At 57.6% G+C, this 23,491-nt stretch carries 20 protein-coding genes; 9 read left to right on the forward strand and 11 right to left on the reverse strand.

Going from position 1 to position 23,491, the window contains the following annotated elements; genetic code table 11:
- Positions 1-14: 14 nt before the first annotated feature.
- The 8 genes from QP363_RS09450 to QP363_RS09485 all read right to left on the reverse strand — a co-directional run bounded on the left by QP363_RS09450 (position 15) and on the right by QP363_RS09485 (position 9,230).
- Positions 15-809 carry a cytochrome c biogenesis CcdA family protein gene (locus QP363_RS09450; RefSeq protein WP_070444058.1) on the reverse strand — a complete coding sequence of 265 codons (795 nt, stop codon included), beginning with the start codon at positions 807-809 and terminating at the stop codon, positions 15-17.
- An 81-nt stretch (positions 810-890) separates the two neighbouring features.
- Positions 891-1,760, reverse strand: a complete 870-nt coding sequence (locus QP363_RS09455) for a thioredoxin domain-containing protein (protein ID WP_246815690.1) — start codon at positions 1,758-1,760, stop codon at positions 891-893.
- Positions 1,761-1,907: 147 nt separating this feature from the next.
- A complete protein-coding gene (gene rfbA, locus QP363_RS09460; protein WP_070444055.1) occupies positions 1,908-2,774 on the reverse strand; it encodes a glucose-1-phosphate thymidylyltransferase RfbA in 867 nt (288 codons plus the stop codon).
- A gap of 25 nt (positions 2,775-2,799) precedes the next feature.
- Positions 2,800-4,164: a bifunctional dTDP-4-dehydrorhamnose 3,5-epimerase family protein/NAD(P)-dependent oxidoreductase gene (locus QP363_RS09465; RefSeq protein ID WP_070645725.1), complete on the reverse strand. Its 1,365-nt coding sequence runs from the start codon at positions 4,162-4,164 to the stop codon at positions 2,800-2,802.
- Positions 4,165-4,171: 7 nt separating this feature from the next.
- Positions 4,172-5,176: a dTDP-glucose 4,6-dehydratase gene (gene rfbB / locus QP363_RS09470; RefSeq protein ID WP_284764295.1), complete on the reverse strand. Its 1,005-nt coding sequence runs from the start codon at positions 5,174-5,176 to the stop codon at positions 4,172-4,174.
- Between the two features lie 59 nt (positions 5,177-5,235).
- On the reverse strand, positions 5,236-6,594 hold the full coding sequence (locus QP363_RS09475; protein ID WP_070645729.1) for a M1 family metallopeptidase: 1,359 nt from the start codon (positions 6,592-6,594) through the stop codon (positions 5,236-5,238).
- A gap of 84 nt (positions 6,595-6,678) precedes the next feature.
- On the reverse strand, positions 6,679-7,758 hold the full coding sequence (locus QP363_RS09480) for an alpha/beta hydrolase family protein (RefSeq protein ID WP_070645731.1): 1,080 nt from the start codon (positions 7,756-7,758) through the stop codon (positions 6,679-6,681).
- 38 nt (positions 7,759-7,796) lie between these two features.
- The gene (locus QP363_RS09485) at positions 7,797-9,230 is read right to left on the reverse strand and encodes an alpha/beta hydrolase family protein (RefSeq protein ID WP_070645733.1); all 1,434 of its coding nucleotides are present in this window, start codon (positions 9,228-9,230) and stop codon (positions 7,797-7,799) included.
- A 655-nt stretch (positions 9,231-9,885) separates the two neighbouring features.
- On the opposite strand from QP363_RS09485, the gene lpdA reads away from it, so the two are divergent.
- On the forward strand, positions 9,886-11,298 hold the full coding sequence (gene lpdA / locus QP363_RS09490; RefSeq protein WP_070645735.1) for a dihydrolipoyl dehydrogenase: 1,413 nt from the start codon (positions 9,886-9,888) through the stop codon (positions 11,296-11,298).
- Positions 11,299-11,795: 497 nt separating this feature from the next.
- Here the strand turns inward: lpdA and ramB are convergent, their stop codons facing one another.
- Complete coding sequence (ramB, locus tag QP363_RS09495; RefSeq protein WP_070645737.1) at positions 11,796-13,202, reverse strand: acetate metabolism transcriptional regulator RamB; 1,407 nt, start codon at positions 13,200-13,202, stop codon at positions 11,796-11,798.
- Between the two features lie 402 nt (positions 13,203-13,604).
- On the opposite strand from ramB, the gene QP363_RS09500 reads away from it, so the two are divergent.
- From QP363_RS09500 to pdxA, 8 genes are all read left to right on the forward strand, one after another.
- Positions 13,605-14,360 carry a succinate dehydrogenase cytochrome b subunit gene (locus tag QP363_RS09500; RefSeq protein WP_070444033.1) on the forward strand — a complete coding sequence of 252 codons (756 nt, stop codon included), beginning with the start codon at positions 13,605-13,607 and terminating at the stop codon, positions 14,358-14,360.
- Positions 14,361-14,375: 15 nt separating this feature from the next.
- Complete coding sequence (locus QP363_RS09505; protein ID WP_070444030.1) at positions 14,376-16,415, forward strand: fumarate reductase/succinate dehydrogenase flavoprotein subunit; 2,040 nt, start codon at positions 14,376-14,378, stop codon at positions 16,413-16,415.
- The gene (locus tag QP363_RS09510) at positions 16,415-17,164 is read left to right on the forward strand and encodes a succinate dehydrogenase/fumarate reductase iron-sulfur subunit (protein WP_070444027.1); all 750 of its coding nucleotides are present in this window, start codon (positions 16,415-16,417) and stop codon (positions 17,162-17,164) included. The genes QP363_RS09505 and QP363_RS09510 overlap by 1 nt, the downstream gene beginning before the upstream one ends.
- A 47-nt stretch (positions 17,165-17,211) precedes the next feature.
- Positions 17,212-17,583: a hypothetical protein gene (locus QP363_RS09515; protein ID WP_070444024.1), complete on the forward strand. Its 372-nt coding sequence runs from the start codon at positions 17,212-17,214 to the stop codon at positions 17,581-17,583.
- 282 nt (positions 17,584-17,865) lie between these two features.
- On the forward strand, positions 17,866-19,035 hold the full coding sequence (locus QP363_RS09520) for a UTRA domain-containing protein (protein ID WP_083276409.1): 1,170 nt from the start codon (positions 17,866-17,868) through the stop codon (positions 19,033-19,035).
- Between the two features lie 120 nt (positions 19,036-19,155).
- Complete coding sequence (locus QP363_RS09525; RefSeq protein WP_201828758.1) at positions 19,156-20,172, forward strand: 2-keto-3-deoxygluconate permease; 1,017 nt, start codon at positions 19,156-19,158, stop codon at positions 20,170-20,172.
- Positions 20,173-21,426 carry a four-carbon acid sugar kinase family protein gene (locus tag QP363_RS09530; protein WP_284764317.1) on the forward strand — a complete coding sequence of 418 codons (1,254 nt, stop codon included), beginning with the start codon at positions 20,173-20,175 and terminating at the stop codon, positions 21,424-21,426. It abuts the gene before it with no gap.
- On the forward strand, positions 21,419-22,441 hold the full coding sequence (gene pdxA, locus QP363_RS09535) for a 4-hydroxythreonine-4-phosphate dehydrogenase PdxA (RefSeq protein WP_083276407.1): 1,023 nt from the start codon (positions 21,419-21,421) through the stop codon (positions 22,439-22,441). The genes QP363_RS09530 and pdxA overlap by 8 nt, the downstream gene beginning before the upstream one ends.
- 59 nt (positions 22,442-22,500) lie before the next feature.
- On the opposite strand, the gene QP363_RS09540 is transcribed toward pdxA, so the two are convergent.
- Positions 22,501-22,818 carry a hypothetical protein gene (locus QP363_RS09540; RefSeq protein ID WP_201828756.1) on the reverse strand — a complete coding sequence of 106 codons (318 nt, stop codon included), beginning with the start codon at positions 22,816-22,818 and terminating at the stop codon, positions 22,501-22,503.
- Between the two features lie 220 nt (positions 22,819-23,038).
- Positions 23,039-23,437: an IS3 family transposase gene (locus QP363_RS09545; protein WP_284764320.1), complete on the reverse strand. Its 399-nt coding sequence runs from the start codon at positions 23,435-23,437 to the stop codon at positions 23,039-23,041.
- Between the last annotated feature and the right edge of the window lie 54 nt (positions 23,438-23,491).

Genomic DNA, 23,491 nt, shown 5'->3' on the forward strand with positions numbered 1-23,491 from the left:
ACCTTAAGCAAACCTTAGGCCTGGGTGCGGGCTGCTTTCACTCCCACGGCCACCGTGGCAGCGAGTGAAAGCCCGAACCAGACCCACGCATCCGCCACGCCCGCGCTGAAGGCGCGGGCTTTTTCCTGCACTGCGAACTGTGCATCCGTGCTTAAGACCGCGGGTAGTGTTGCGCTGCCGTAGCTCAAAATAAACAGCACGCCGATGAGCACGAAGAACGCGCCCGAGACAATGGACAAGGTATTCGTGCGCACGGGGCCGAGGACCACCTCGCGCCCGCGCAGCCAGGACCACGAGCCCACATCGAGGCGCTCCCACAGCGCAGCCAGCACAAAGAGCGGTGCAGCCATGCCCGCAGCATAAGCCACCATAATGAGTCCGCCGTAGAGCGCGCTGCCCGACGCTGCGGCCGTGGTGAGAACAGCACCTAGGAGCGGGCCCGCGCAAAAGCCGGCGAAGCCATAAACCGCGCCGAGCAGAAATACCTTGCCCCGCGCCTTACCGGACAGGGCATCCATGCCGGGGATGCGGAAGCCGCCACCTAGGGCGGTAAAGATTCCCAGCGCGATGATGATCCACCCCGCCACCGTGATGACCTGGCTGCGGTATTGCGCAAGCAGGGCGGCCAGGCCCATGCCGATGGGCACGAGCGTGGTGCACAGGCCCAAAAAGAAGACCATGGTCTTGAATAGCAGCTGGCGCTGTGACTCAAAGGCATAGGCAAAGAAGGCTGGCACCAACAGCGCTGAACAGGGGCTGATCAAAGTCAGCACACCGGCGATGACGGCGCCAAAAATTCCGATGCTCATACGCTCACCCCTACTGCATAACCGCCCAAGAATGCGGTCAAGATAACCAGTGCGATGAAGACCCACACGATAAGCGGTGGTTTAGGCATTGGCCGCCTTTCCCAGCTGTTCCTGGATGACCTGCTCAAATACCTCTAGGGGCTGCGCACCACTGACGAACTGATCTCCCACCACGAAGGCCGGGGTACCCGTAATACCAATCTGGGACGCATAGCTGGTGGCTGTCTCGATGACCTCGGTGTAGGTGTCATCCGTGGCCTGCTGGCGGAACTTCTCCAAGTCCGCAACGCCGGCCTTCTTGGCAAACTTCATGAAGTCCTCGATGCCGAATTCTGGGTGGCCGCTGATGTCCTTGCTGGCGGTGTAGAGCTCGTGCTTGAACTCCTGGAACTTGCCCTGTGCTGCGGCCGCGCGCCCGGCCTTGGCAGCTTCGACGGCGGCGGGGCCGTTCACGGGGAAGTCATTCCATTCGATGCGCACCAGGCCCTTTTCCACGTACTTTTTAAGGATATCCGGCTCGGTGACATTAGCGTGGCGGGAGCAGAACGGGCACTCGAAATCGGAGAATTCCGAAATCACCACGGGCGCATCCACCGCGCCCACGGCGAAAGGATCGTCCTCTTTCTTGCGGTGCACGACTGTGATATCCCCGGTCTTGATATCGCCGCCGGGGCCGAAAATCATCGGGTCACCCTTGCCGTCGGCGAATTTCGTGCCGGGTGTGGCCTTGTCAGCGTCCTTCGTTAGGTCTTCGGTGGGTGCCGTGCTCGTCGCGGTCTCCTGCGCTGCGTGAGTACCTTCGTCGTTGGAAGAAGCACGTTCCGCCAGCAGGAAACCAATGATGATGGCCAGAATTACAATGATTACTAACAATCCCCACGCCACGGGGCTGATGGTGGATAGCGCTGATTTCTTCGAATCATTGGTGGGACGAGAGGATGAACTAGGCATGCGATTACCTTAACGCGTCTGGGCTCGTTTGGGTGATGGTGGCTCCTGATACAGGGCGAGGGACGCTTAGGCGCGTACCGATCGATCAAATAAGGTCCGAAAACCTCCGGTATCTGAGCCCTTATTTGATCGATCGGTACCTCGGGCTTAGCTCTCTTGGGCGGCGGCGAGGAGATAACGGCCATAGCCGGACTTCAGGAGGGGCTCGGCCAGCTCGGTGAGTGCGGCGGCATCGATGAAGCCTTCCTCGAAGGCAGCAACCTCCGGCGAACCAATGACGGTGCCGGTGCGTTTTTGCATCACCTCGACGTAGGACGAGGCCTCACTCATGGAGTCCACCGTGCCGGTATCCAACCAGACGTCACCGCGCTGCATGCGCTTGACGCGCAGCTGCCCGCGGCGCAGGTATTCCTCGTTGACGGCGGTGATCTCTAACTCCCCGCGCGCGCTGGGCTGGATGGATTTGGCAATCTCCACCACCGAATTGTCGTAGAAATACAAGCCCACCACGGCGTGGTTAGACTTGGGTGCATCGGGCTTTTCCTCGATGGACAGGGCCTGGCCGGAGGAGTCAAAGTCGACAACGCCGTAGCGCTGCGGATCGGAAACCTCGTAGGCAAAGATGATGCCGCCGCCTGGGCGGCTGCACTCATTCAGTGCCGTGGAGAAGCCGTGTCCGTCAAAAATATTGTCGCCCAAGACGAGGGCCACATCATCCTCAGCGATGAAGTCTTCCGCGATGAGGAAGGCCTGCGCCAAACCTTCGGGCCGGGGTTGGACCGCATAGTGCAGCATGAGGCCGAGCTGCGAGCCATCGCCGAGCAGGCGCTGGAAGGCTGCCTGATCTTCCGGGGTGGTGATGATGAGGATCTCGCGTATGCCGGTCTGGATCAGGGTGGTCAGGGGATAGTAGACCATCGGCTTGTCATAGATGGGCATGAGCTGCTTCGAGATGCCCTTGGTAATGGGGTAGAGGCGGGTCCCAGAGCCGCCTGCGAGAATGATGCCCTTCATGGGCTTCAAGCTTAACGGAGGAGTGTTATGCCGGGTAAAGCCCCAGGTAGAGCGCCAAAGCGGCCCGCCAGTTCATGGGTTTAAAGCCGGTGGCTTCAATCTTGGACAGGTCGAAGGTGGACTCCTTCGGGCGGGGGGCTTCGGGCCCGGCGATCTCGCGGTACTGCTCGGTGCTGACCGGCGCGACATTGGCGGGATCCTGGCCCACGCCGGTGAAAACGGCCATGGCAATCTCATCGCGGCCCACCACATCGCCCGAGTTGGAGATGTTGTACACGCCGTACTCGGCTTCAGTCTTGAGCAGGTGGATGATGCCCTTGGCCAGGTCCTCGGCGAAGGTGGGGCGCCCGCGCTGATCATGAATGACGGAGGGCTTGACGCCCTTATTCGCCAACGAGCGCATGGTGGCCATGAAGTTGGCGCCATCGCCGAAGACCCACGAGGTGCGGATGACGTAATGGCGCGGTGCGGTTTGCGCGGCGGTATCGCCCGCGGCTTTCGACGCCCCATAGGCCGAGAGCGGGGAAGGCACTTCCTCCTCGGAGTGGACCTCGTGAGAGCCATCAAAGATATAATCGCTGGATACGTGTACCAAGGTCAGGTTATTCTCCGCCGCAATGCGCGCGAGCTTCGCCGGGGCGGAAGCGTTGACCGCCCAAGCTGCGGCGCGATCGTCCTCCGCACCGTTGACATCGTTATAAGCCGCGCAGTTGATGATGGCTGAGTATTGCTTCCACGGGCGGGCAGGCGGGTTAGTGATATCGAATTCTTCGTGTCCACAGAACTCCACCGCGCCCAAGCCAGCGGAGGGCAGGAACTTCTTTAATGCGCGGCCCAGTTGCCCGTTGGCCCCGGTGACCAGGATGCGGCGAGGGGGCATGGGGGAGACGTCGGCAAGCGCGGGGTGCCCCTTGTCCTTGTCGGAGATCTCCGTTGGTTCCAGCGGCCAGTCCACCATGTCCAGGTTGACGCAGGTGTACTCCGCGTCCGGGGACCAATGGTCATTGACCAGGTAGGAGTAGGCGCAGGCCTCCAGAGCCTGGAAACCATTAGCCACGCCCCGCGGCACGAAGACGGCCACGTCCTCGCGCAGCTCGTGGGTTACCAGTTGGCCAAAGGTAGATGAGCCCTCACGCAGATCGCACCACGCGCCGAAGGCCCGGCCGGAGGCTACGGAGACGAGCTTGTTCCAGGGCTCCGCGTGCAACCCGCGCGTAACCCCCTTCTCCGCATTGAAGGAGACGTTGTTCTGCACCGGCTGGAAGTCCGGTAGCCCGGCCGCCACCATCTTCTCGCGCTGCCAGTTCTCCTTGAACCAGCCGCGGTTATCGCCGTGGACGTCGAGCTCCACAATGAGCAGGCCCTCAATGGCCGTTGACTGCACCTTCATGGTTTCTTTACTGTCCTTGCTTTGCGTAGTTGGCTTCGACTTCTTCCTTGCCTGGGCGCCACCAGTCCTCGTGTGCGCGGTACCACTCAATAGTGGCGGCCAGGCCCTCCCGCAGATCTGTGTAGCGCGGGGTCCAGCCCAGCTCGCGGCGCAGCTTGCTGGCATCCATGGCGTAGCGCTGGTCATGGCCCGGGCGGTCCGCCACGTGCTCAAAGCGCGCCCGGCCATTATCCGTCGCCCCCATGAGCTCACAAATCATCTCGATGACCTGGCGGTTGTTCGTATCCTCCTGGTCGGCGCCGATGTTATAGGTCTCCCCGATGCGCCCGCGGTCCAGGATGACGAGCACCGCCTCGTTGTGATCATCCACGTGGATCCAATCCCGCACCTGCTCGCCGGTGCCATAAAGCTTGGCTGGCTGACCTAGAAGCAGGTTGGTGATTTGTCGCGGGATGAACTTCTCAATGTGCTGATACGGGCCATAATTATTGGAGCAATTAGACATGGTTGCCCGCAGCCCAAAGCTGCGCACCCACGCACGCACCAGGTGATCGGAGCCGGCCTTCGTGGCCGAATAGGGCGAAGAGGGGTTATAGGGAGTCTCCTCGGTGAAGTAGGTATCGGCGCCAATGTCCAAATCACCAAAAACCTCATCGGTGGAGACGTGGTGGAGGCGCACATCGTGGCGGCGGCAGGCCTCCAGCAGCACGAAGGTGCCCATGATGTTGGTGTGGAGGAAGGGCGAAGGATCCCGCAAAGAGTTGTCATTGTGGGATTCCGCTGCGAAGTGCACCACGGTATCCGCCTGGGACACGAGCTTGTCGACGACCCCCTCATCCGCCACGTCCCCTACCACGAGCTCGGCGTCCACGCCGTCGAGATTGGCGCGATTGCCCGCGTAGGTGAGCTTATCTAGGACGGTGATCTCCACCTCCGGGCGCTGCTGGGCCACGAGCCGCACGAAGTTTGCACCAATAAAGCCGGCGCCGCCGGTAACAAGCAGTCTGCGCATGGTCTCCCAGTTTAGAGCATGCAGTGCTCATGGTACTGCCGGGATGAAGCGGCCGATTTTTATAGCGGGAAGCGCGGCAGCTCCGGCTTATCCAACCACTGGGCTAGGAGCTGGTCGACGTCACCCGGGTTCTCCGCTGCCTCGCGCATGCGGCTGATGAGATCCTCCGGGGTCACCACCGAGTGCTGCGCTGCGGTGAGGTACTCCCGCACCGTGCGGAAGAAGGCCTCATCACCCACGAGGCGGCGCAGTGCGTGGACGGTCAGCGCACCGCGCTTGTAGACGCGGTCATCGAACATATCGCGCGTACCAGGATCGCTGAGCAGGATGTCCTGCTTCTTGCGGGCCAGCACCTGATAATGCGAGCGCGCTGATTCATGTGCCGGGCGGCCATGCGCGTGCTCAAACCACAGCCACTCGCAGTAGCAGGCGAAACCTTCGTTGAGCCAGATATCCTTCCACTCCATCAGGCCCACGGAGTTGCCGAACCACTGGTGGGAGAGCTCGTGCGCGATGAGCCGCTCGAAGACGTGATCCCCCTTGACGTGGTTGGAGCCAAAGATAGACAGGCCCTGGGCTTCGAGCGGGATTTCCAGCTCATCATCGGTGATGACTACCTGGTAATCGGCGAAGGGGTAGTGGCCAAAGAGCGTGGAATAGAAATCCAGCATCTCCTGCTGCTGGGCGAATTCCTCGAGCACTACGTGCTTGAGGCGGGCCGGTGCCCACGCGCGGACGTTGGCCCCAAGTGAGATCTCGATGTACTCACCAACTTGGACCGTGGCGAGGTAGGTGGCCATGGGGTGCTTGACGCGGTAGTGCCAGCGCGTCATGGAACCACCCGCGCTACGGCGGGAGACCAGCTTGCCGTTGGAGATGACCACGAAAGGATCGTCGGCGGTAATGCGAATATCGTAGGTGGCCTTTGCGGACGGGGTGTCATCGCACGGGAACCAGCTGGGCGCGCCATTGGGCTGGCTAGCTACCAAAGAGCCGGAATCCGTCTCCTCCCAGCCGATCTCACCCCATGGCGTGCGCAGCGGGCGGGGTGATCCGCCATAGCGAATCAGCAGTTCAAACTCTTGGCCTTCTGCGATTGTGTCGGCGAAGTTCAAGCGCAGCTTCCCGCCGGATAGGCGGAACTTGGCTACGCGCGGTGCATGCTTTGCCGTGATGCGGCGGGCCACCATGGCGCCGCCGAGGTCGAGGGTGAGCCTGTCCAAGTCCTCCAATGCGCGAATATGAAGCACAGCTTCGCCTTGGAGCATGTTGGGCTCCACGCGGTAGGCCAGGTCCAAGTCATAGTGGGTGATTTCGAAGCCGAGGTTGAAATCCACCCCGGTATAGCTATCCCGAGTAGGTGCGGCGTGGCCGCGGGCGGACGAGATATGCGAAAGGGCGGTAGAAAGCAGCTTCATAATGCCGCTATCCTACCGCCCTGTTTGACTTATCCGAAGCCAGGGGAGCAGGCATGCCGAACCACGACATGCTTAGCTCACTGTTTAGGAGTTGAAGGCTTCCTCAAAGGTAGGCCAGGACTTCACCAGGTCCTCGCGCCAGCCCGGCCAGGAGTGCGTGCCCACATTGCGGAGGTTGTAAGTTGCCGGAATGTTCTGCTTATCCAGCTTTGCCTTGAGCATGTGGGTGCAGTGGTTAACTGCCGCCTCGATGACGCCGCCTTCCACCTGCAGCTGCGCCGAGCCCAGGTAGGCCGTCAACGGGCTGTAACCCTTGTTGATGTAGTAGGACGGGGTATCCTGCTCACCGGCGAAGCCCGATGCGGAGGAGATGTACAGCTTGGTGCCGCGCAGCTTCTCGGAGTTCATCAGGGCGTCGTTGTAGCGGTTGTAGGCAGAGCCCATCGGTCCCCACATCTGCTCCGGCTGGCCGCCACCGCGGTTCACAGTGAGGCGCAGGAACTCGTACTCGGTGGGGTAGGCGGTCGCAGCACAGCCGGCGAAGGAACCAACTGCGTCATAGAAGCCTTGGTTGTGCTGAGCAAACAGCAATGACGACGTCGCGGACATGGACATGCCGGCGATGGCGCGCTTGTTGCTTGCGTTCAGACGCTCCTCCAGCGGGCCAGGCAGCTCCTTGGTCAGGAAGGTCTCCCACTTCTGCGGGCCCTTGAGGTACTTGCCGTTGGGATCCTCCAGCCAGTCGGTGTAGTAGGAGAAGGCACCTGCCTGCGGAACCACCACGTTGACGTCCTTCTCAGCGTAGAAGTCCACGACATCCGACATGTACAACCAGTCGGAATCCTGCTCGGCGGAACCAGCGCCGTTGAGCAGGTAGACCGTCGGGCGGTCCGGGTTCTTAGCCGGGATGACAGCCAGCGGAATGGCGCGGCCGTTCATCGCCGGCGAGGTAGCCTCCAGCTTGAGAACGCGGGCGTCATCCTTGTAGTGCTCATACCACTTTTGGCTCTCCACCTCCGGGGTGACCTGCAGGTCCGAGATAGTGGATAGGGCAGTGTCACCCGCAACCTGCTGCGGGGTGATGGTGGCAGCACCGGCAACGGGGCTGACCAGCGCGGCGGCGCTGAGCGCGCCGGCGGCGAGGAGAGAGCTAAGACGCTTCATAACGTTCCTTATTCAATAATTGGTACGGCGAATAGAGCTTAGTGCTCGGTCGCCTCAGTATCTACTGGCAGGGAATCAGCGGGGGCGTCGTTGTTCGCCTCTGCCTCATCCAATTTCGCATCCTGACTATCGGCCTCGGCCTTCATTTCGTTAGCGCTCGTGTCCTCATCTGCGGCATAAGTTGCCGCTTCAGGTGCGGAGGGGTTCTCAGGAAGACCGAAGGCGCGTGCAAAGGTTGGCCACGAGGAGTTGACGTCGTCGTACCAGCCCGGCCAAGAGTGGGTACCGGTGTTGCGCATGTTGAATACAGCGTCGACACCTTCGCGCTCCATCTTTGCCTTCAGGTCATGCGTGCAGGCGTTCATGGCTGCCTCGATGACGCCGCCCTCAACCACGAGGGTGGAGGAGGACTTGAACGCCTGGGACGAGCCCAAGGCGTCAATCTTGGACGAGCCCAAGTCAGTTGCTCCAGCCAAACCGGAGTTGGCGGAAACGTAGACCTTGGAATTGCCCATGTTGTTCTTCGTGGCGTTAATGAGGCCATCGTTGTAGCGGTTGTAATCGCCGCCCTTCGCACCCCACATCTGCTCGGTGCTTCCGCCACCGCGGTTCACCGTGAGCTGCGCGTAGAAGTTTGGCAGCGGAGTCGAGGTAGCAGCGCAACCGGAGTAGGAGCCGATGGCATCGTAGAAGTTCGGGTTGTGCTGCGCCAGCACCAGCGAGGAGGTAGCAGACATGGACATGCCGGCGATGCCGCGCTTGCCGTTGCCGTTAATGCGATCCTCCAGCGGTCCCGGCAGCTCCTTGGTCAGGAAGGTCTCCCATTTCTGTGGGCCCTTGAGGTAGTCGCGGTCCGGGGTAGTCAGCCAGTCGGTGTAGTAGGAGAAAGCACCCGCCTGCGGGATGACGACGTTCACGTTGCGGTTGGCGTAGTAGTGAACGAGATCCTGAGTCTTCTCCGTATTCGGATCGAGATCCTTGGCCACGGTGGAAGTAATCCAGTCCATGCCCTGCTCGGCGCCGCCGGCACCGTTGAGCAAGTAGAGGGTGGGGCGGGAGGCGTCAAAGGTGCCGTCCGGGGTGATCACTGCAAGGGGGACGTCGCGGCCCATAGCGGGCGCGGTGGCCTTGATGCCCCTCACCTTATGGCGATAATCCCAGTACTTGAAGACATAGCCCATCCACTTTTTGTCATCCGGGATGTTCTTGATATCGACGTTCTTAAAGGAGACTTTCTTGTCGAAGGAAGCCTCAAACTGCTCACGGGACGGCGTCGGGTTGCCGGCTTTGTCCTTAGGCAGGTACTCCTCGAGCTCGTCGTAAAGGTCGATATCGGAAATCTGGGATTTTTCAGCGTTACCGCGGATTTCATCCGGGTCAATGTCGGATGCGCTGGCGATAGGGGATACAACGGCGCCGAGGGCTAAGGCTGATGCCGCTGCCAGCGTCGTGAGAGAGCGCGCAATCTTCATGGAATCTCGCTTTCTTGATGATGAGCGGAAGTGTAGGGGCAAGTTTAAAAGATGCTCCGGACAAACCACCCTTGAAATGGGCAAAAGTACTGATAGACGGGCAATTCAGTACCCCCGAAGATAAGGGTAGCGTGATTAAACATACCAAGTTATTAGAGTGAATGGTGGTATTGAAGTTGAAACCGTGTCATAATCTTTCCGCGCCTATTCCTGGGTTATGTAACGCAACGACAGTCTCGTTCGTTAGTGGAGCTAGGTACCGAGACCGCCTCCGGCGGCTGCCTGCATCGCTGTGACCTCGCGGGAGGGGTGCCGCGTAAAGTCGCGCACGCCGCTCAAATACCAACAGAAAGAAGAAGAATGAACTTTTTTGACACCATCCTCGTTTCCATCAACCAGGTGCTGGGCCAGATCGCTCACTTCGGCTCCTCCACGTCCTCGAAGGCTGCCCTGGACTGGGGTCTGTTCTAAGAAATCTGCAGGGGGTAGTGCCCCGCTTTCCTTCCCCTAATCCCCTTCATTGGGGGTTGGGGGTTTATTTGTGCCAGTTTGCATTCCGCGCGTTAGGCCTGCATCGGGACGGCTATGAACGTCTGGTGGATACATGCTCGGGGGTGGTGGGACAGCGAGCCTAAAGTTACGTATCCTATAGAGCGTGACTAATGAACATTTTGACGTTGTAGTACTCGGCGCGGGCCCCGGCGGCTACGTGTCCGCCATCCGCGCTGCCCAGCTGGGCAAGAAGGTTGCCGTTATTGAGAAGCAGTACTGGGGCGGTGTCTGCCTCAACGTGGGCTGCATCCCGTCCAAGGCTCTTCTTAAGAACGCTGAGGTTGCACACACCTTCAACCATGAGGCAAAGGCCTTTGGTATTTCCGGCGATGTTTCTTTCGACTTCGGTGTTGCGCACAAGCGCTCCCGCAAGGTTTCGGAGGGCATCGTCAAGGGTGTGCACTACCTGATGAAGAAGAACAAGATTACGGAGATCAATGGTCTCGGCTCCTTCAAGGACGCCAAGACCATCGAGATTACCGAGGGCGATGACAAGGGTAAGACCGTTACCTTTGATAACTGCATTATCGCCACCGGCTCCGTTGTCCGTTCCCTTCCGGGCGTGGAAATCGGCGGCAACATCGTGTCCTACGAGGAGCAGATCCTTAACGATGATGCCCCGGATTCCATGGTGATCGTTGGCGCAGGCGCCATCGGTATGGAGTTTGCTTACGTTCTGGCCAACTACGGCGTGGACGTGACCATCGTGGAGTTTATGGACCGCGTCCTGCCAAACGAGGATAAGGATGTTTCCAAGGCTATTGCCAAGGAATACAAGAAGCTTGGAGTGAAGCTCCTGACCGGTTACAAGACCACCGCCATCAAGGACAACGGCGACAATGTCACCGTTGAGGTCGAGTCCAAGGACGGCTCCAAGACCGATACGCTGACCGTGGACCGCTGCATGGTCTCCATCGGCTTTGCCCCGCGCACCGAGGGCTACGGCCTGGAGAACACCGGTGTCGAGCTCACCGAGCGCGGCGCCATCGCTATCGATGATTACATGCGCACCAACGTTGAGGGCATTTACGCCATCGGTGACGTCACCGCGAAGCTGCAGCTTGCACACGTGGCTGAGGCGCAGGGTGTCGTGGCCGCTGAGGTCATCGCCGGCGCTGAGACCCAGCTGCTGGGTGACTACATGAATATGCCGCGCGCTACCTTCTGCAACCCGCAGGTTGCCTCCTTCGGTTACACCGAGGAGCAGGCTCGTGAGAAGTTCGCTGACCGCGACATCAAGGTTGCTACCTTCCCGTTCTCCGCTAACGGTAAGGCAGCTGGTCTGAACGAGACCGCGGGCTTCGTCAAGCTCGTCGCTGACAGCGAGTTCGGTGAGCTCATCGGTGGCCACATGGTGGGCTCCAACGTTTCCGAGCTGCTGCCGGAGCTGACCCTAGCGCAGCGCTTTGATCTCACCGCTGAGGAGATCGGACGTAACGTTCACACACACCCGACTCTGTCTGAGGCTATGAAGGAAGCAGCCGAGGGTATCGGCGGCCACATGATCAACCTCTAAGGTCACGGCAAGAAGCCAAAACAAGAACTCTCCCCCTCAAACCCAGAAAGGGTTTGAGGGGGAGAGTTGGTTTTAGCGCCGTAGCGCGCCTGCCTTTAGCCGAAGAGCTTGGAGGACAGAACGAACGGTGCATTAACGATGGTTACGAGAAGGCCCTGAATCTGGCCAAGGAAACCGTTAGCAAAGCTGCTCATGATAGTGATCCTTTCGATAGGGGATATCGGTCATGTTCCATTATAAGAAATTCGACCCTGAAAAATCTATGTATTTTGATAGGCAAAATCATGAGAAAGCTTTTTAAGGTCAATGTATATGGGCTGGCGGAAGCTTAAATGTCCAGTTCAAGATGTATAACAGGATTCCTGGGGGCGGATCTGTCCCCGGAAAAATTCATCCCGACTCTGGAGAGCGCTCCCCATAAAAGACAATAAAACGTTATTTGTGGTGTAAAAGCGTTCCTTTTGGCTAGTCCCTACTGCACGTGTCGCGAGATCTGGTTAGTACGGCGCAACCGCGGAGCGGTGGGCATCAATGACTAACTGCTCGTTGATAGCGGGGAAAGCTCGCTGCGAACAGTTCTGGCGCGGGCAGGTGCGGCAGCCAGCGCCAATCGGGGTCGCGGAAGAAAGGGCATCGAGGTTCAGGCCCTGGGCGTAGACAGTGCGGTTGGCGTGGCGGGCCTCGCAGCCCAAGCCGATGGAGAAGAGCTTGTTGGTATCCCCGAAACGGCCTTGCGGGTAGCTCACCGTGCGCGAAACCCAGAGGTAATTGCGCCCATCCGGCATCTGCGCCAGCTGGCGGGAAATGGTGTTGGGGCGTGAGAAGGACTCGTAGACATTCCACAGCGGGCAGGTGCCGCCGGAGTTGGAAAAGTGCACGCCCGTGGCTGATTGGCGCTTGGACATGTTGCCGGCGCGGTCCACCCGTACAAAGGTAAAGGGGATGCCGCGCTTGTTGGGTCGCTGCAGCGTGGAAAGGCGGGAGGCAATGGTTTCATAGCCCACGCCGAAAACATTGCAGAGGTACTCCACGTCATACCCGGATTGCTCGGCCTCACTATGGATGAGGTTGTAGGGCAAAAGGATGGCTGCAGCGTAGTAGTTGGCGATTCCCCGCTTGGCCAAGTTGATCGAGGCATCCGAGGTGAAGGGTTCTTCGTCCACGAGGTGGCTAATAAGCTCACCCGCTTCCAGGAACCCCAGCTCCGCCGCCATGCGGAAGGCGCGCTGGCCCACGCTCAGGCGGCTGGCTAGGCGAAGGGTGCCGGTGTTCTTGTCAAAGCGGTGCAGTGTGCCATCCATGCGATCGGTGGTGAGAATCTCCACGCCGTGCTGGGATGTGAGCCTGTCATTTAGAGCCTGCTCGATATCGCGGATGTGGAAGGGGGTGACGCCGAGCTCCGCGGCAATTCCCTCCGCATGAATATCCAATTCATCGAGGTAATTCTGCCGGGCATAGAAGAAGTCCCGCACCTCGTCGTGGGGCATGGATAGCGCCTGGCTGCCATCCGAGCGGCGGGTGTCGGTGGCAAGCGAAAGCTTGTCGCGAATGTTGCGGTAGCGACGGTGGATATCCACGAGCGTGCGGGCAACGGTGGGGTGGTTATAAACCAACTCGGACAATTCCTGAAGCTCCACGGGGGAGGGGCAGATTTCCTGGTCTTGTACGACATCCTGGATTTCTGCCAGCAGGCGTGAGTCATCATCGCGGGAGAAGAACGTGGCATCAACGCCAAATGCTTCAGTGATTTTCAGCAAGACCGGGACGGTAAGCGGGCGCACGTCATGCTCAATCTGGTTGACGTAGCTCGCTGAAAGTCCCAGCGTAGCGGCGAGGGAGGCTTGGCTGAGATCACGTTCGCGGCGCAGCTGGCGCAGGCGCGAACCCACGTATGTCTTGCTCATGTGAGCTAGGTTACCTAGTGCCTTTCACTCATAACAATATTTTTGCAAGGAATGTGTGAAGTATTTTAACTCCGCTGCGAAGTGGGGGTGTTGGCAAGGTGCTGGGCGGGAAATGAAAGGCGGATACCAAGCGAAAGTTTGACACCTAAAGGGGTAGGGTCGTCACTCACGCCACACCCTGTGACAAAAGTCTCATCCGCGAAATGTTTTCGCAAGGTCAATATTGCGTAAAGGGAAGTGATCAAGGTAGAGCGGCAAAAGGGGTGGGGCACTTAAGGCAACCCTTGCCTTATCTCAAATCTTTCGGCGGGCTGTAGGAGGGGCAAGAGGCCTGCAAAGCAAAGAGATAACTAGTGGTCAGCGTGAAGTTCTGCGTAAGGTAAGGACGACTATGGAGGTGTCATGTCTGTAAAAAATCCTGACCGTGAAGCTCTCGCTCACGGCCGCATTACTAATGAAACGATTCGTCCTAAGCCGGGAATTCCGTCCTGGGCTTTGAAACTGACGATGGCAATTACCGGTCTGTTCTTCGCACTCTTCGTTGTGGGACACATGGCCGGCAACTTGAAGCTTTACCTGCCGGCTCATGACGGCCAGGAAGCCCTCGATGCCTACGGTGCATTCCTGCGCAGCATGGGTGATCCGCTGATTCCGAGCGGCCACCTTCTGTGGATCATCCGCATCGTTTTGCTGGCGTGCGTGATCGCCCACATTTACGGTGCCTTCGCGCTGACCGCTCGCTCCAAGGCATCCCGCGGTAAGTTCAAGCGCACCAACCTGATGGGCGGCATGGATTCCTTTGCGACGAAGACCATGCTGGTGACCGGCGTCGTGCTGCTCCTGTTCATCGTCTTCCACATCCTGGATCTGACGATGGGTGTTCAGCCGATCGCTCCGGAGGCTTTCGCTCATGGTGCCGTGAAGGCCAACATGATCGCTACCTTCTCCCGCTGGCCGGTGACCATCATTTACATCGTCGCCATGCTCTGCCTCTTCCTGCACCTGACCCACGGCATCCGCCTTGCGGCTTCCGACCTGGGTATTACCGGTGCTAAGTGGCGCGAGGTATTTGTCATCCTGGCGTACGTTGTCCCGGCCGTCGTGTGCCTGGCAAACATCGTCATGCCGTTGTCCGTCGCCCTGGGCTGGGTCAGCTAAAGGAGTTTTGAACCCATGACTAACGCGAATCCTGTGTCGAACGCGAACACTGAACTCAAGCGCGAGCACCCGAACTTCTCGCACCCGCAGTCCATCGTCCCGGGCGTTAAGCCGGGCCGCATCCTGGAGTCCCACGAGCCGCACGGCGTCCCGATGAAGGACATGTGGAGCTACCAGAAGGACCACATGGAGCTGGTCTCGCCGCTGAACCGCCGCAAGTTTGAAATCATCGTTGTCGGCACCGGCCTGGCTGCTGGTTCCGCTGCGGCTGCCCTCGGCGAGCTGGGCTACAAGGTAAAGGTCTTCACCTACCACGACTCCCCGCGCCGTGCGCACTCCATTGCTGCGCAGGGTGGTGTGAACTCTTCCCGCCACAAGAAGGTGGATAACGACTCCGCTTACCGCCACACCAAGGACACCGTGAAGGGTGGCGACTACCGCTGCCGCGAGTCCGACTGCTGGCGCTTGGCTTATGAGTCCATCCGCGTCATCGACCACATGAACGCCATCGGTGCTCCGTTTGCTCGCGAGTACGGCGGCACCCTGGCTACCCGTTCCTTCGGTGGTGTGCAGGTCTCCCGCACCTACTACACCCGTGGCCAAACAGGCCAGCAGCTGCAGCTGTCCACCACGTCTGCGCTCTACCGCCAGATTGGCCTGGGCAACGTGGAGCTCTTCGCTCACCACGACCTGCAGGACATCATCACCTACACCGACGGTGGCAAGAAGCGCGCCGGCGGCATCGTGACCCGTAACCTCATCACCGGCGAGCTGAAGGCCTTCACCGGCCACGCAGTCATCCTCGGTACCGGCGGTTACGGCAACGTCTACCACATGTCCACGCTGGCTAAGAACTCGAACGCTGGCGCCATGATGCGTGCGTACGAGAACGGTGCTTACCTGGCTTCCCCGGCATTCATCCAGTTCCACCCGACTGGCCTGCCGGTGAACTCCGAGTGGCAGTCCAAGACCATCCTCATGTCCGAGTCGCTGCGTAACGACGGCCGCATTTGGTCTCCGATCAAGGAGAAGGATGACCGTCCTGCCAACGAGATTCCGGAAGAGGAGCGCGACTACTTCCTGGAGCGCCGCTACCCGGCCTTCGGTAACCTCGTCCCGCGTGACGTGGCGTCCCGTGCCATCTCCCAGCAGATCAACAAGGGCCTGGGTGTTGGACCGCTGCACAACTCTGTGTACCTGGATTTCCGCGACGCCATCGAGCGTCTGGGCAAGGACAAGATCCGCGAGCGTTACTCCAACCTCATCGAAATGTACGAAGAGGCCATTGGTGAATCCGCTTATGAGACCCCGATGCGTATCGCCCCGACCTGCCACTTCACCATGGGTGGCCTGTGGACGGACTTCAATGAGATGACCGCCATCGACGGTCTCTTCGCCTCCGGTGAGTGCTCCTGGACCTACCACGGCGCCAACCGTCTGGGTGCGAACTCCCTGTTGTCCGCTTCCGTTGATGGCTGGTTCACCCTGCCGTTCACCATCCCGAACTACCTGGCACACCACCTGGGTGAGGCCAAGCTGGCTGAGGATTCTGCTGAGGCCAACGAGACTGTCGCTCGCGCTCAGGCTCGCATCGACCGCCTCATGTCCATCCAGGGCCAGAACCCGCACGGCCCGGCGTACTACCACCGCCAGCTGGGTGACATCCTCTACTGGGGTTGCGGCGTGTCCCGTAACGTCGAGGACCTCAAGGTTGCCATCGAGAAGGTTCGCGAGCTGCGCAAGGACTTCTGGGCTAACGTCCGCATCACTGGTGAGGCCAACGACATGAACCAGGTCCTCGAGTACGGTCTGCGCGTTGCTGACTACATCGACCTGGGTGAGCTCATGTGTATTGACGCCCTTGACCGCGACGAGTCCTGTGGTGCTCACTTCCGCGAGGACCACCTCTCCGAGGACGGCGAGGCCGAGCGTGATGACGAGAACTGGTGCTTTGTTTCCGCTTGGGAGCCGGGCGCTGCTGAGGGCGAGTTCATCCGCCACGCTGAGCCGCTGTACTTTGATTCGATCCCGCTGATGACAAGGAACTACAAGTAATGAAACTGACACTTGAGATCTGGCGTCAAGCCGGACCGACGCAAGAAGGCAAGTTCGAGACCGTGCAGGTTGACGACGCCGCCGAGCAGATGTCCATCCTGGAGTTGCTCGACCACGTCAACGACCGCCTCATTGAGGAAGGCACCGAGCCTTTCGCATTCGCTTCTGACTGCCGCGAGGGCATCTGCGGTACCTGTGGCCTCCTGGTCAACGGCCGCCCGCACGGCCCGGGCCAGAACACCCCGGCCTGCCAGCAGCGCCTCTTCCAGTTCAAGGATGGCGACACCATCAAGCTGGAGCCTTTCCGCTCCGCTGCCTACCCGGTTATCAAGGACATGATCGTGGACCGCGCCAAGCTGGACCACGTCATGGAGCAGGGCGGCTACGTGTCCATGGATGCGGGTACCGCTCCGGACGCTGACACCCTGCACGTCAACCACGAGACCTCCGAGTACGCCCTGGATCACGCTGCCTGCATCGGCTGCGGTGCCTGCGTGGCATCCTGCCCGAACGGTGCTGCCCACCTGTTCACCGGCGCCAAGCTGGTTCACCTCTCCCTCATGCCGCTGGGCAAGGAAGAGCGTGGCCGCCGCGCACGCAACATGGTGGACGATCTGGAGCAGAACTTCGGCCACTGCTCGCTCTATGGCGAGTGTGCCGACGTCTGCCCGGCTGGTGTGCCGCTGACCGCGGTTTCCGCGGTTACCCGCGAACGCGCACGTGCTGCTTTCCGCGGCAAGGACGACTAAGCTATAGTCATTCACAGGATTAACAGGAACGAGAGAAAGTTTCAGCCATGAGCGACCTCAACCCGGCAGTTGCTGATCACCACAGCGAGACCTACCCGGAGTTCTCCGGTAAGATTCAGGACTCCTACATCGAGGGATATGACCCCGTTTCTTACGGCGCACCGCACTCTTCTTTGCTGCGCACCTCCACCTGGGTGGGCATGGGTCTGACTCTCTCGATCCTGCCGCCGCTGGGCATCCTGATCTGGGGCCTCGGCACCTGGCTCTACCCGGACGGTACCGCGGGTGCTGATTACCAGATCAACCTGATCGTGGGTGCCATCGCCAGCGTTGTCGTAGCCATCCTGGCTATCGCCGCCGTCAAGTATGGCCGCCGCTACTACCGCCAGTACCGCAAGGAAACCGGCCGCATCAACTAGGCACCTCCTAGGCCGTTGAACGCCTGAGTTTCTGTACTGGTACCACAACAACCCCCACCTCCAAACAAACACAACGCATGGGAGACCATGTGAGGAGGTGGGGGTTGTTGGCGTTTGGGGTGAGCGCCGGCGCTTGGCGACGTCCCGCTCGTGCCTCCTTGCGCGGAATATTCATTCAGCCTAGAACTGTGATGTCTAGCGACTTTTTGGACGCGGAGTCCAGGAGGTTTTGGACAGGATGTCTAGTGGCTTTTGGGACATTTACGGCGGTGGAATAGCCGGATGGCTATTCCATTGCATAAGCGTAGAAAGGTCGCAGATTTCGATCCCGTTCGTGACGGCAAGACGGTCACACAGTTTTGCAAAGAATTGGGGATCTCGCGGCAGACGTACCACAACATCAAACACCGGATAGCGCAGAAGGGCCGAGCAGGTATTGTGCCGGATTCGACTGCCCCGAAGAACCCGTTTAAGAAATTTGACGAAGCCGACAAAATCGCAGTCGTCCATGCCAGACAACAGTTAATGGAGCAAGGCTTAGATTATGGCCCTTGGTCGATCTACTATTTCTTGTTCGACACCCCTAGCCCCCAACCTTGCCCCAGCCGAATCAACCAACCTTCTGCACTCGATACCGATCTCCAGGAAAATAGAATCTCGAACGACCCAATGCATTTCCAAAGGAATGCCAAAGCATGTTCAAAATGTGGTTCCAACAATGCGAGGGGATTTGCCGATAGGATTAGACCTAAAACAGGTTCAATAACCCCGAATATTCCAATGCCAACTCGAATACCGCTCTATTTGACCGTCGCCACAACACTCCGAGACGAAATAAATTCATCTGTGCTAGTTGGATACTTACCTTCCGAATCCAGCCTTCAACAGCGTTTTGACGTCTCCCGATCCGTCATTCGCCAAGCGCTTTCCCTCTTAGAATCAGAAGGTTTACTTTCCAAATCGCAAGGTCGACAAACAGAGGTAATAAATCCGAAGAGAGTCCATCGAGTTGCCCAATCACTTAATGGTCTAGGCATGCAGGCCCTGCTCCAAGAAATGGACGTTCGTACGAAAGTGCTGACGCTGACAAGGAATTCCATTAGTGGAGATATTACATTTCGCCGAATCAGATTCTTGGACGGTGTACCATTCTGCGTCATCGACACGCAGGTACCTTTCGAGGCTGCCACGGGGGTAGACGAAGATTCACTGGAGCAGAGTTCGCTACATGACCTATTCCGCTCAGCAGGAAACATGCCTACCCATTCGTCACGATCAATTACAGCCATTCCTGCGTCTGAGGAATTAGCCGCCCTCTTAGAGTTGCCAGTTGGCGCCCCCCTTCTTGTGCTCTCAGGCAATACAACAAATATCGACGGGGATGAGATCGAACGATTTACCACTTTCCACGCCGGTACCCGCGTTGCGCTAGATCTCGAAACTTCCACATAGTGTGAACCGGCACACAAAAAGACAGCCATAAGACCCTTGACTTATCCGTACAAGTTGCTAAATTCTTACTTGTACGGATAAGCGATGCTGTCTGTCAGCATCTACACTAAGGATATTGGAATGGCTGAATCACAAAAATCAATCCTTCCTCTCTGGGATTGGATGAATAAAGTCCCTGGCGGAACAATGGTCATCCCCCTCATTCTGGGATCAATCGTCGGAACTTTCTTCCCTTCATTCCTTGACATGGGTTCTTTTACCACCGGACTTTTCAAATCGTCCGCGACGCCACTAATTGCACTACTAATTTTTGCTACAGGTACCCAAATCACTGTTCGAAGCTCCGGACCAGTGCTCGCACATGCGGGAACAATTCTTCTCGCCAAGACAATTATTCCGGGCCTTCTGATCGTTGGGCTTGGACACCTGATCGGTTTGGATGGATTCTTCGGAATTTCAATCCTCGCTCTACTAACCGTGGTAGCAAATTCCAACGGCGGAGTATGGCTCGCTTTCACTGGCAAATACGGCGACTACCGAGATCGCGGCGCGTACATCGCTTCAGCCGTAAATGATGGCCCCTTCTTCACTTTACTTTTCTTAGGCGCTTCAGGAATGGCCGACATCCCTCTCTCGCTAATGGCCGCAGCAGTCATTCCACTCATCATTGGAATGGTTGTAGGAAATCTTGATCCCAAATGGACCGACGTTCTCCGTCCTACCGGTGCCATCGTAATTCCATTCTTTGCCTTTGCTCTAGGAACCGGAATTAACTTGGGCTCAATCGCCACAGGCGGAGCGATGGGACTGATCCTCGGCGTAATTTCGGTACTTCTTACCGGCGCGGTTACCTATCTTGGATACAAATTTGTTCTTCGACGCGGCCGAGAATCAGGCATGGGCTTCGCCGCGGCTACAACAGCTGGAAATGCTGTAGCGACTCCGTTAATCGTTGCAGAAGCAGACCCTACGTTTGTCCAATATGTAGATGCAGCCACAACTCAGGTAGCCGCCGCAGTTCTTGTTTCTGCAATTCTGGCTCCCCTACTCGCAGCGTACGTTCTCAAGAAAGAAGGCGGATTGATAGATCGGAGTGAGGCCGAAGTGCCACAAAATCTTGACGAGGAGAAAGTCTAAATGTTACCTCGTACCCTAGTCTTAGCGGATGACCTTACTGGAGCAAATGACACCGCAGTCCAGTTCGCAGACAACGGTTTCAACACGCTCCTCACAAGCTCCGTTCAAGAACTTGTAAAACTGGACAATTCAAGAAGTGAAGTTGTCGCAATCAACGCTGCCACCCGACCAAGCTACGCAAAGGCCGAGGAAACCACAAGGAATTTGACTGAGCAAGCTATAAGAGCCGGGTTTGAGCAGATTTATCTCAAGGTTGATTCAACGATGCGGGGATCTGTGGCGCAACAAATTAAGGGCGCAATCGCAGGACTTGGTAATCGAAATGCGCTCGCATTCGTTTGCACCGCATATCCAGAAATGGGACGAGTCATCAATGATGAAGTTCTATACGTAGACGGAATTCCAGTTACCGAAACTCGCAGTGGGCGAGATCCGATCACACCCGTGAAGTCTTCCAGAATTGGCGATCTAATTCCTGACTCATTTCATGTTAGGAATCACCACGACGTCGACCACTGTGTCCAAGAAATTATCGAAAGCACCGCTCAAATAATTACTTTCGATGCAAGAGTTCAAGAAGATCTAGAGCAGATTAGTGAAGTCGCGGACCGAGTCGAGCGGCCAATTGTCTTTGTCGGCTCTGCCGGCCTTGCACAAGCACTTATCGCCAAGGCAAGCGAACCAAAATCAGCAGCAAAACTACCGCTACCAATCGATTTTCCACCTTTGGTCGTGGTGACATCGATTCATGACGTGAGTCAAGCACAGGTCGATGAATATATTTCAGACTCCGCAGGAGTTTCGTCTACTGTGTTCAGCCCGGCCCCAGCTCAGCTCACACAAGACCCCTCAATGCCCAGCCTTCTACGGCAAATCAGTGTGCTTTCGCAAGACACCAATGGTGTACTCGTCTTGAGAGCAAACCCAACGGTTACTGCATCGATTGAAAAACGAGCTCAAGTTGCATCTGACTTCGCGAACAAGCTTTCATCACTTACTAAGAAGGCACTACAAAGCGGAAAGTTTGGATCGCTAATCATTTTCGGTGGAGACGGCTCTGCTGCATGCTTCAAAGAACTTTCCATAGCAAATACCCAAGTTCTCGGAAGCATTGAAAAAGGCGTTCCTCTCTCAATAGTCGTAGACGGGCCATTTGAAAAGCTACCCATCGTGACAAAGTCTGGTGGATTTGGGGAACCCAATCTATTGATCAATATTGTGAATCAAATTTGGAAAGGAATTTCAAATGAATAATCCAACACTTGCTATTACCATCGGAGACATTTCCGGAATCGGACCCGAAATCACAGCTAAGACACTCCTGCTTCACCCTGAACTGCGTGAAATTTGTGTCCCCATAGCCTACGGTGATGCCAATTCATTGCGCCATGGATGTGAGGTAGCAGGTCTAGATCCAAATTCCGTTCACGTCTTGACTTCTCCAAGTGACGCAACTAATGATCCCAACCGAATCGAAGTCATCCAGGTTGGACCAGAACTTGAACGAGTTGAGCTCGGCAAAGTTTCGGCCACCGCAGGCGATGGTGCATACCGATTCGTCGTCGCTGCATGCGACGACGCAAAAAAGAACCTCGTTCAAGGGATTGTCACCGCACCGCTGAACAAAGAAGCCATGCATGCGGGCGGACACCTGTGGCCTGGACATACAGAAATCTTGGCACATGAATTTGGCGTGGAAAACTATTCAATGATTCTTTCCGCAGATGATCTATTTCTCTTTCACCTGACCACCCACCAATCACTCAAGTCCGCAGTTGATTCGTGTACACCGGATCGAACCTACAATGTAATCAAACTCGCAGCAGCTCTTGGAAAGGCTAATGGACACCCTGAGTGGACAATTGGAGTTTGCGGAATCAATCCACACGCAGGTGAAAATCGTCTGTTCGGCGATGAAGACCAAGACCAACTGCTCCCAGGAATCCAAAGAGCTCAAGAAGAAGGAATAAACGTCACAGGACCGCTGCCAGCTGATGCACTGATTCCTGCTGCAGTAAAAGGAAAATACAACCTTGTTATCGCCTGTTATCACGACCAAGGACACGCTCCGTTCAAGGCCGTATACGGAGACAACGGGGTAAACATCACTTCTGGCCTCCCAGTTGTACGTGTTTCCGTGGATCACGGCACCGCTTTTGACATCGCTGGAAAAGGCATTGCACGCGAAGAATCTTTAGTACTGGCAACGAGGCGTGCCGCTGAGCTTTCTTCTGGATGGGCCGATGTCTGGACCGTGGCTTCGAGCTAAACGGATCCACAAGACCTCATTAATTACTTGTTTGCCGTCTTCGGAGACCAATCCTTTCGTCAGTCTCCACTTTCAAAGACGTACTCGAGCTCGCGCTTGGGGTTGATCTCTCGGTAGAAGTCCTCGGCATAGACCCACATGTGCGCGAGGATCCCGCCCAGCTGCGCCCGCAGCTGGGCGTCGCTGTAGTCCCAGGCGGTGGAAATGCGGCCGAGAAGCAGCAGGTTCAAGTCCTCGTGGCCGTCATTGAGGATGAGGTAGGAGGTCACGACGGCTTGCTCCTGGTTGGCCTTGACCACCCAGCCCATGAGCTCCGGCAGGGAGCAGCCACAGCGCGCGGACGGCACCGTGAGGCGGAAGACGATGTCGCCGCGCATGCCACCTGTCGATTTGGGGTAGTTGGTACCGCGAGTCCGCGTAGTTGGTACCGGTGTTCTGCGTACCCGGTACTGCAAGGGGGTTTTCTTTCATAGTTGATGTTGGCGACACCACAATCCGCTGGTGTTGCGTCAACTTCTACTTGGAAGGAGCTGGTCCTTGTGGCCAACTTCAAGCAGATCATCGCGATGTGCCTTGATGGTGCTAGCTACGCGCAGATCACACACGCATTGGGATGTTCACGACGAGAGGTATCCTGAAGGTGATATCGCCTACGTAGACGTGGTTCGGCCTGTCAGCGGTGAATTTGCGGCCTATTAAATCGGGCATGACTCGATGGCCAGGCTTGCGCCTGGTGGTGATGCATCGACGCCGTTTAGTAAAGCCTTTCAGCCCCATGGATTTCATGATGCGTGCGACCTTCTTGTGATTGGTCGGAGGAAAGTCCGTATCGTCGTTAAGGCTTGCAGCGATGCGTTTAGCACCATAAAGCCCGTGCTCATCATCGAAGATGGTCTTGATTCTCGCACCAATAAGGGCATCGGAACACGTCTTTAACCTGCGTTCTTGGCGGATGTTGAGCCATTTGTAGAACGAGGAGCGATTGAGATTTAACACGTGGCACATCCGCTTGACCGAGTATTCGGTTTGGTGGTCATCGACAAACTGGAA

The sequence above is a fragment of the Corynebacterium sp. UMB6689 genome, from assembly GCF_030215295.1.
Taxonomy (GTDB): Bacteria; Actinomycetota; Actinomycetes; order Mycobacteriales; family Mycobacteriaceae; genus Corynebacterium; species Corynebacterium aurimucosum.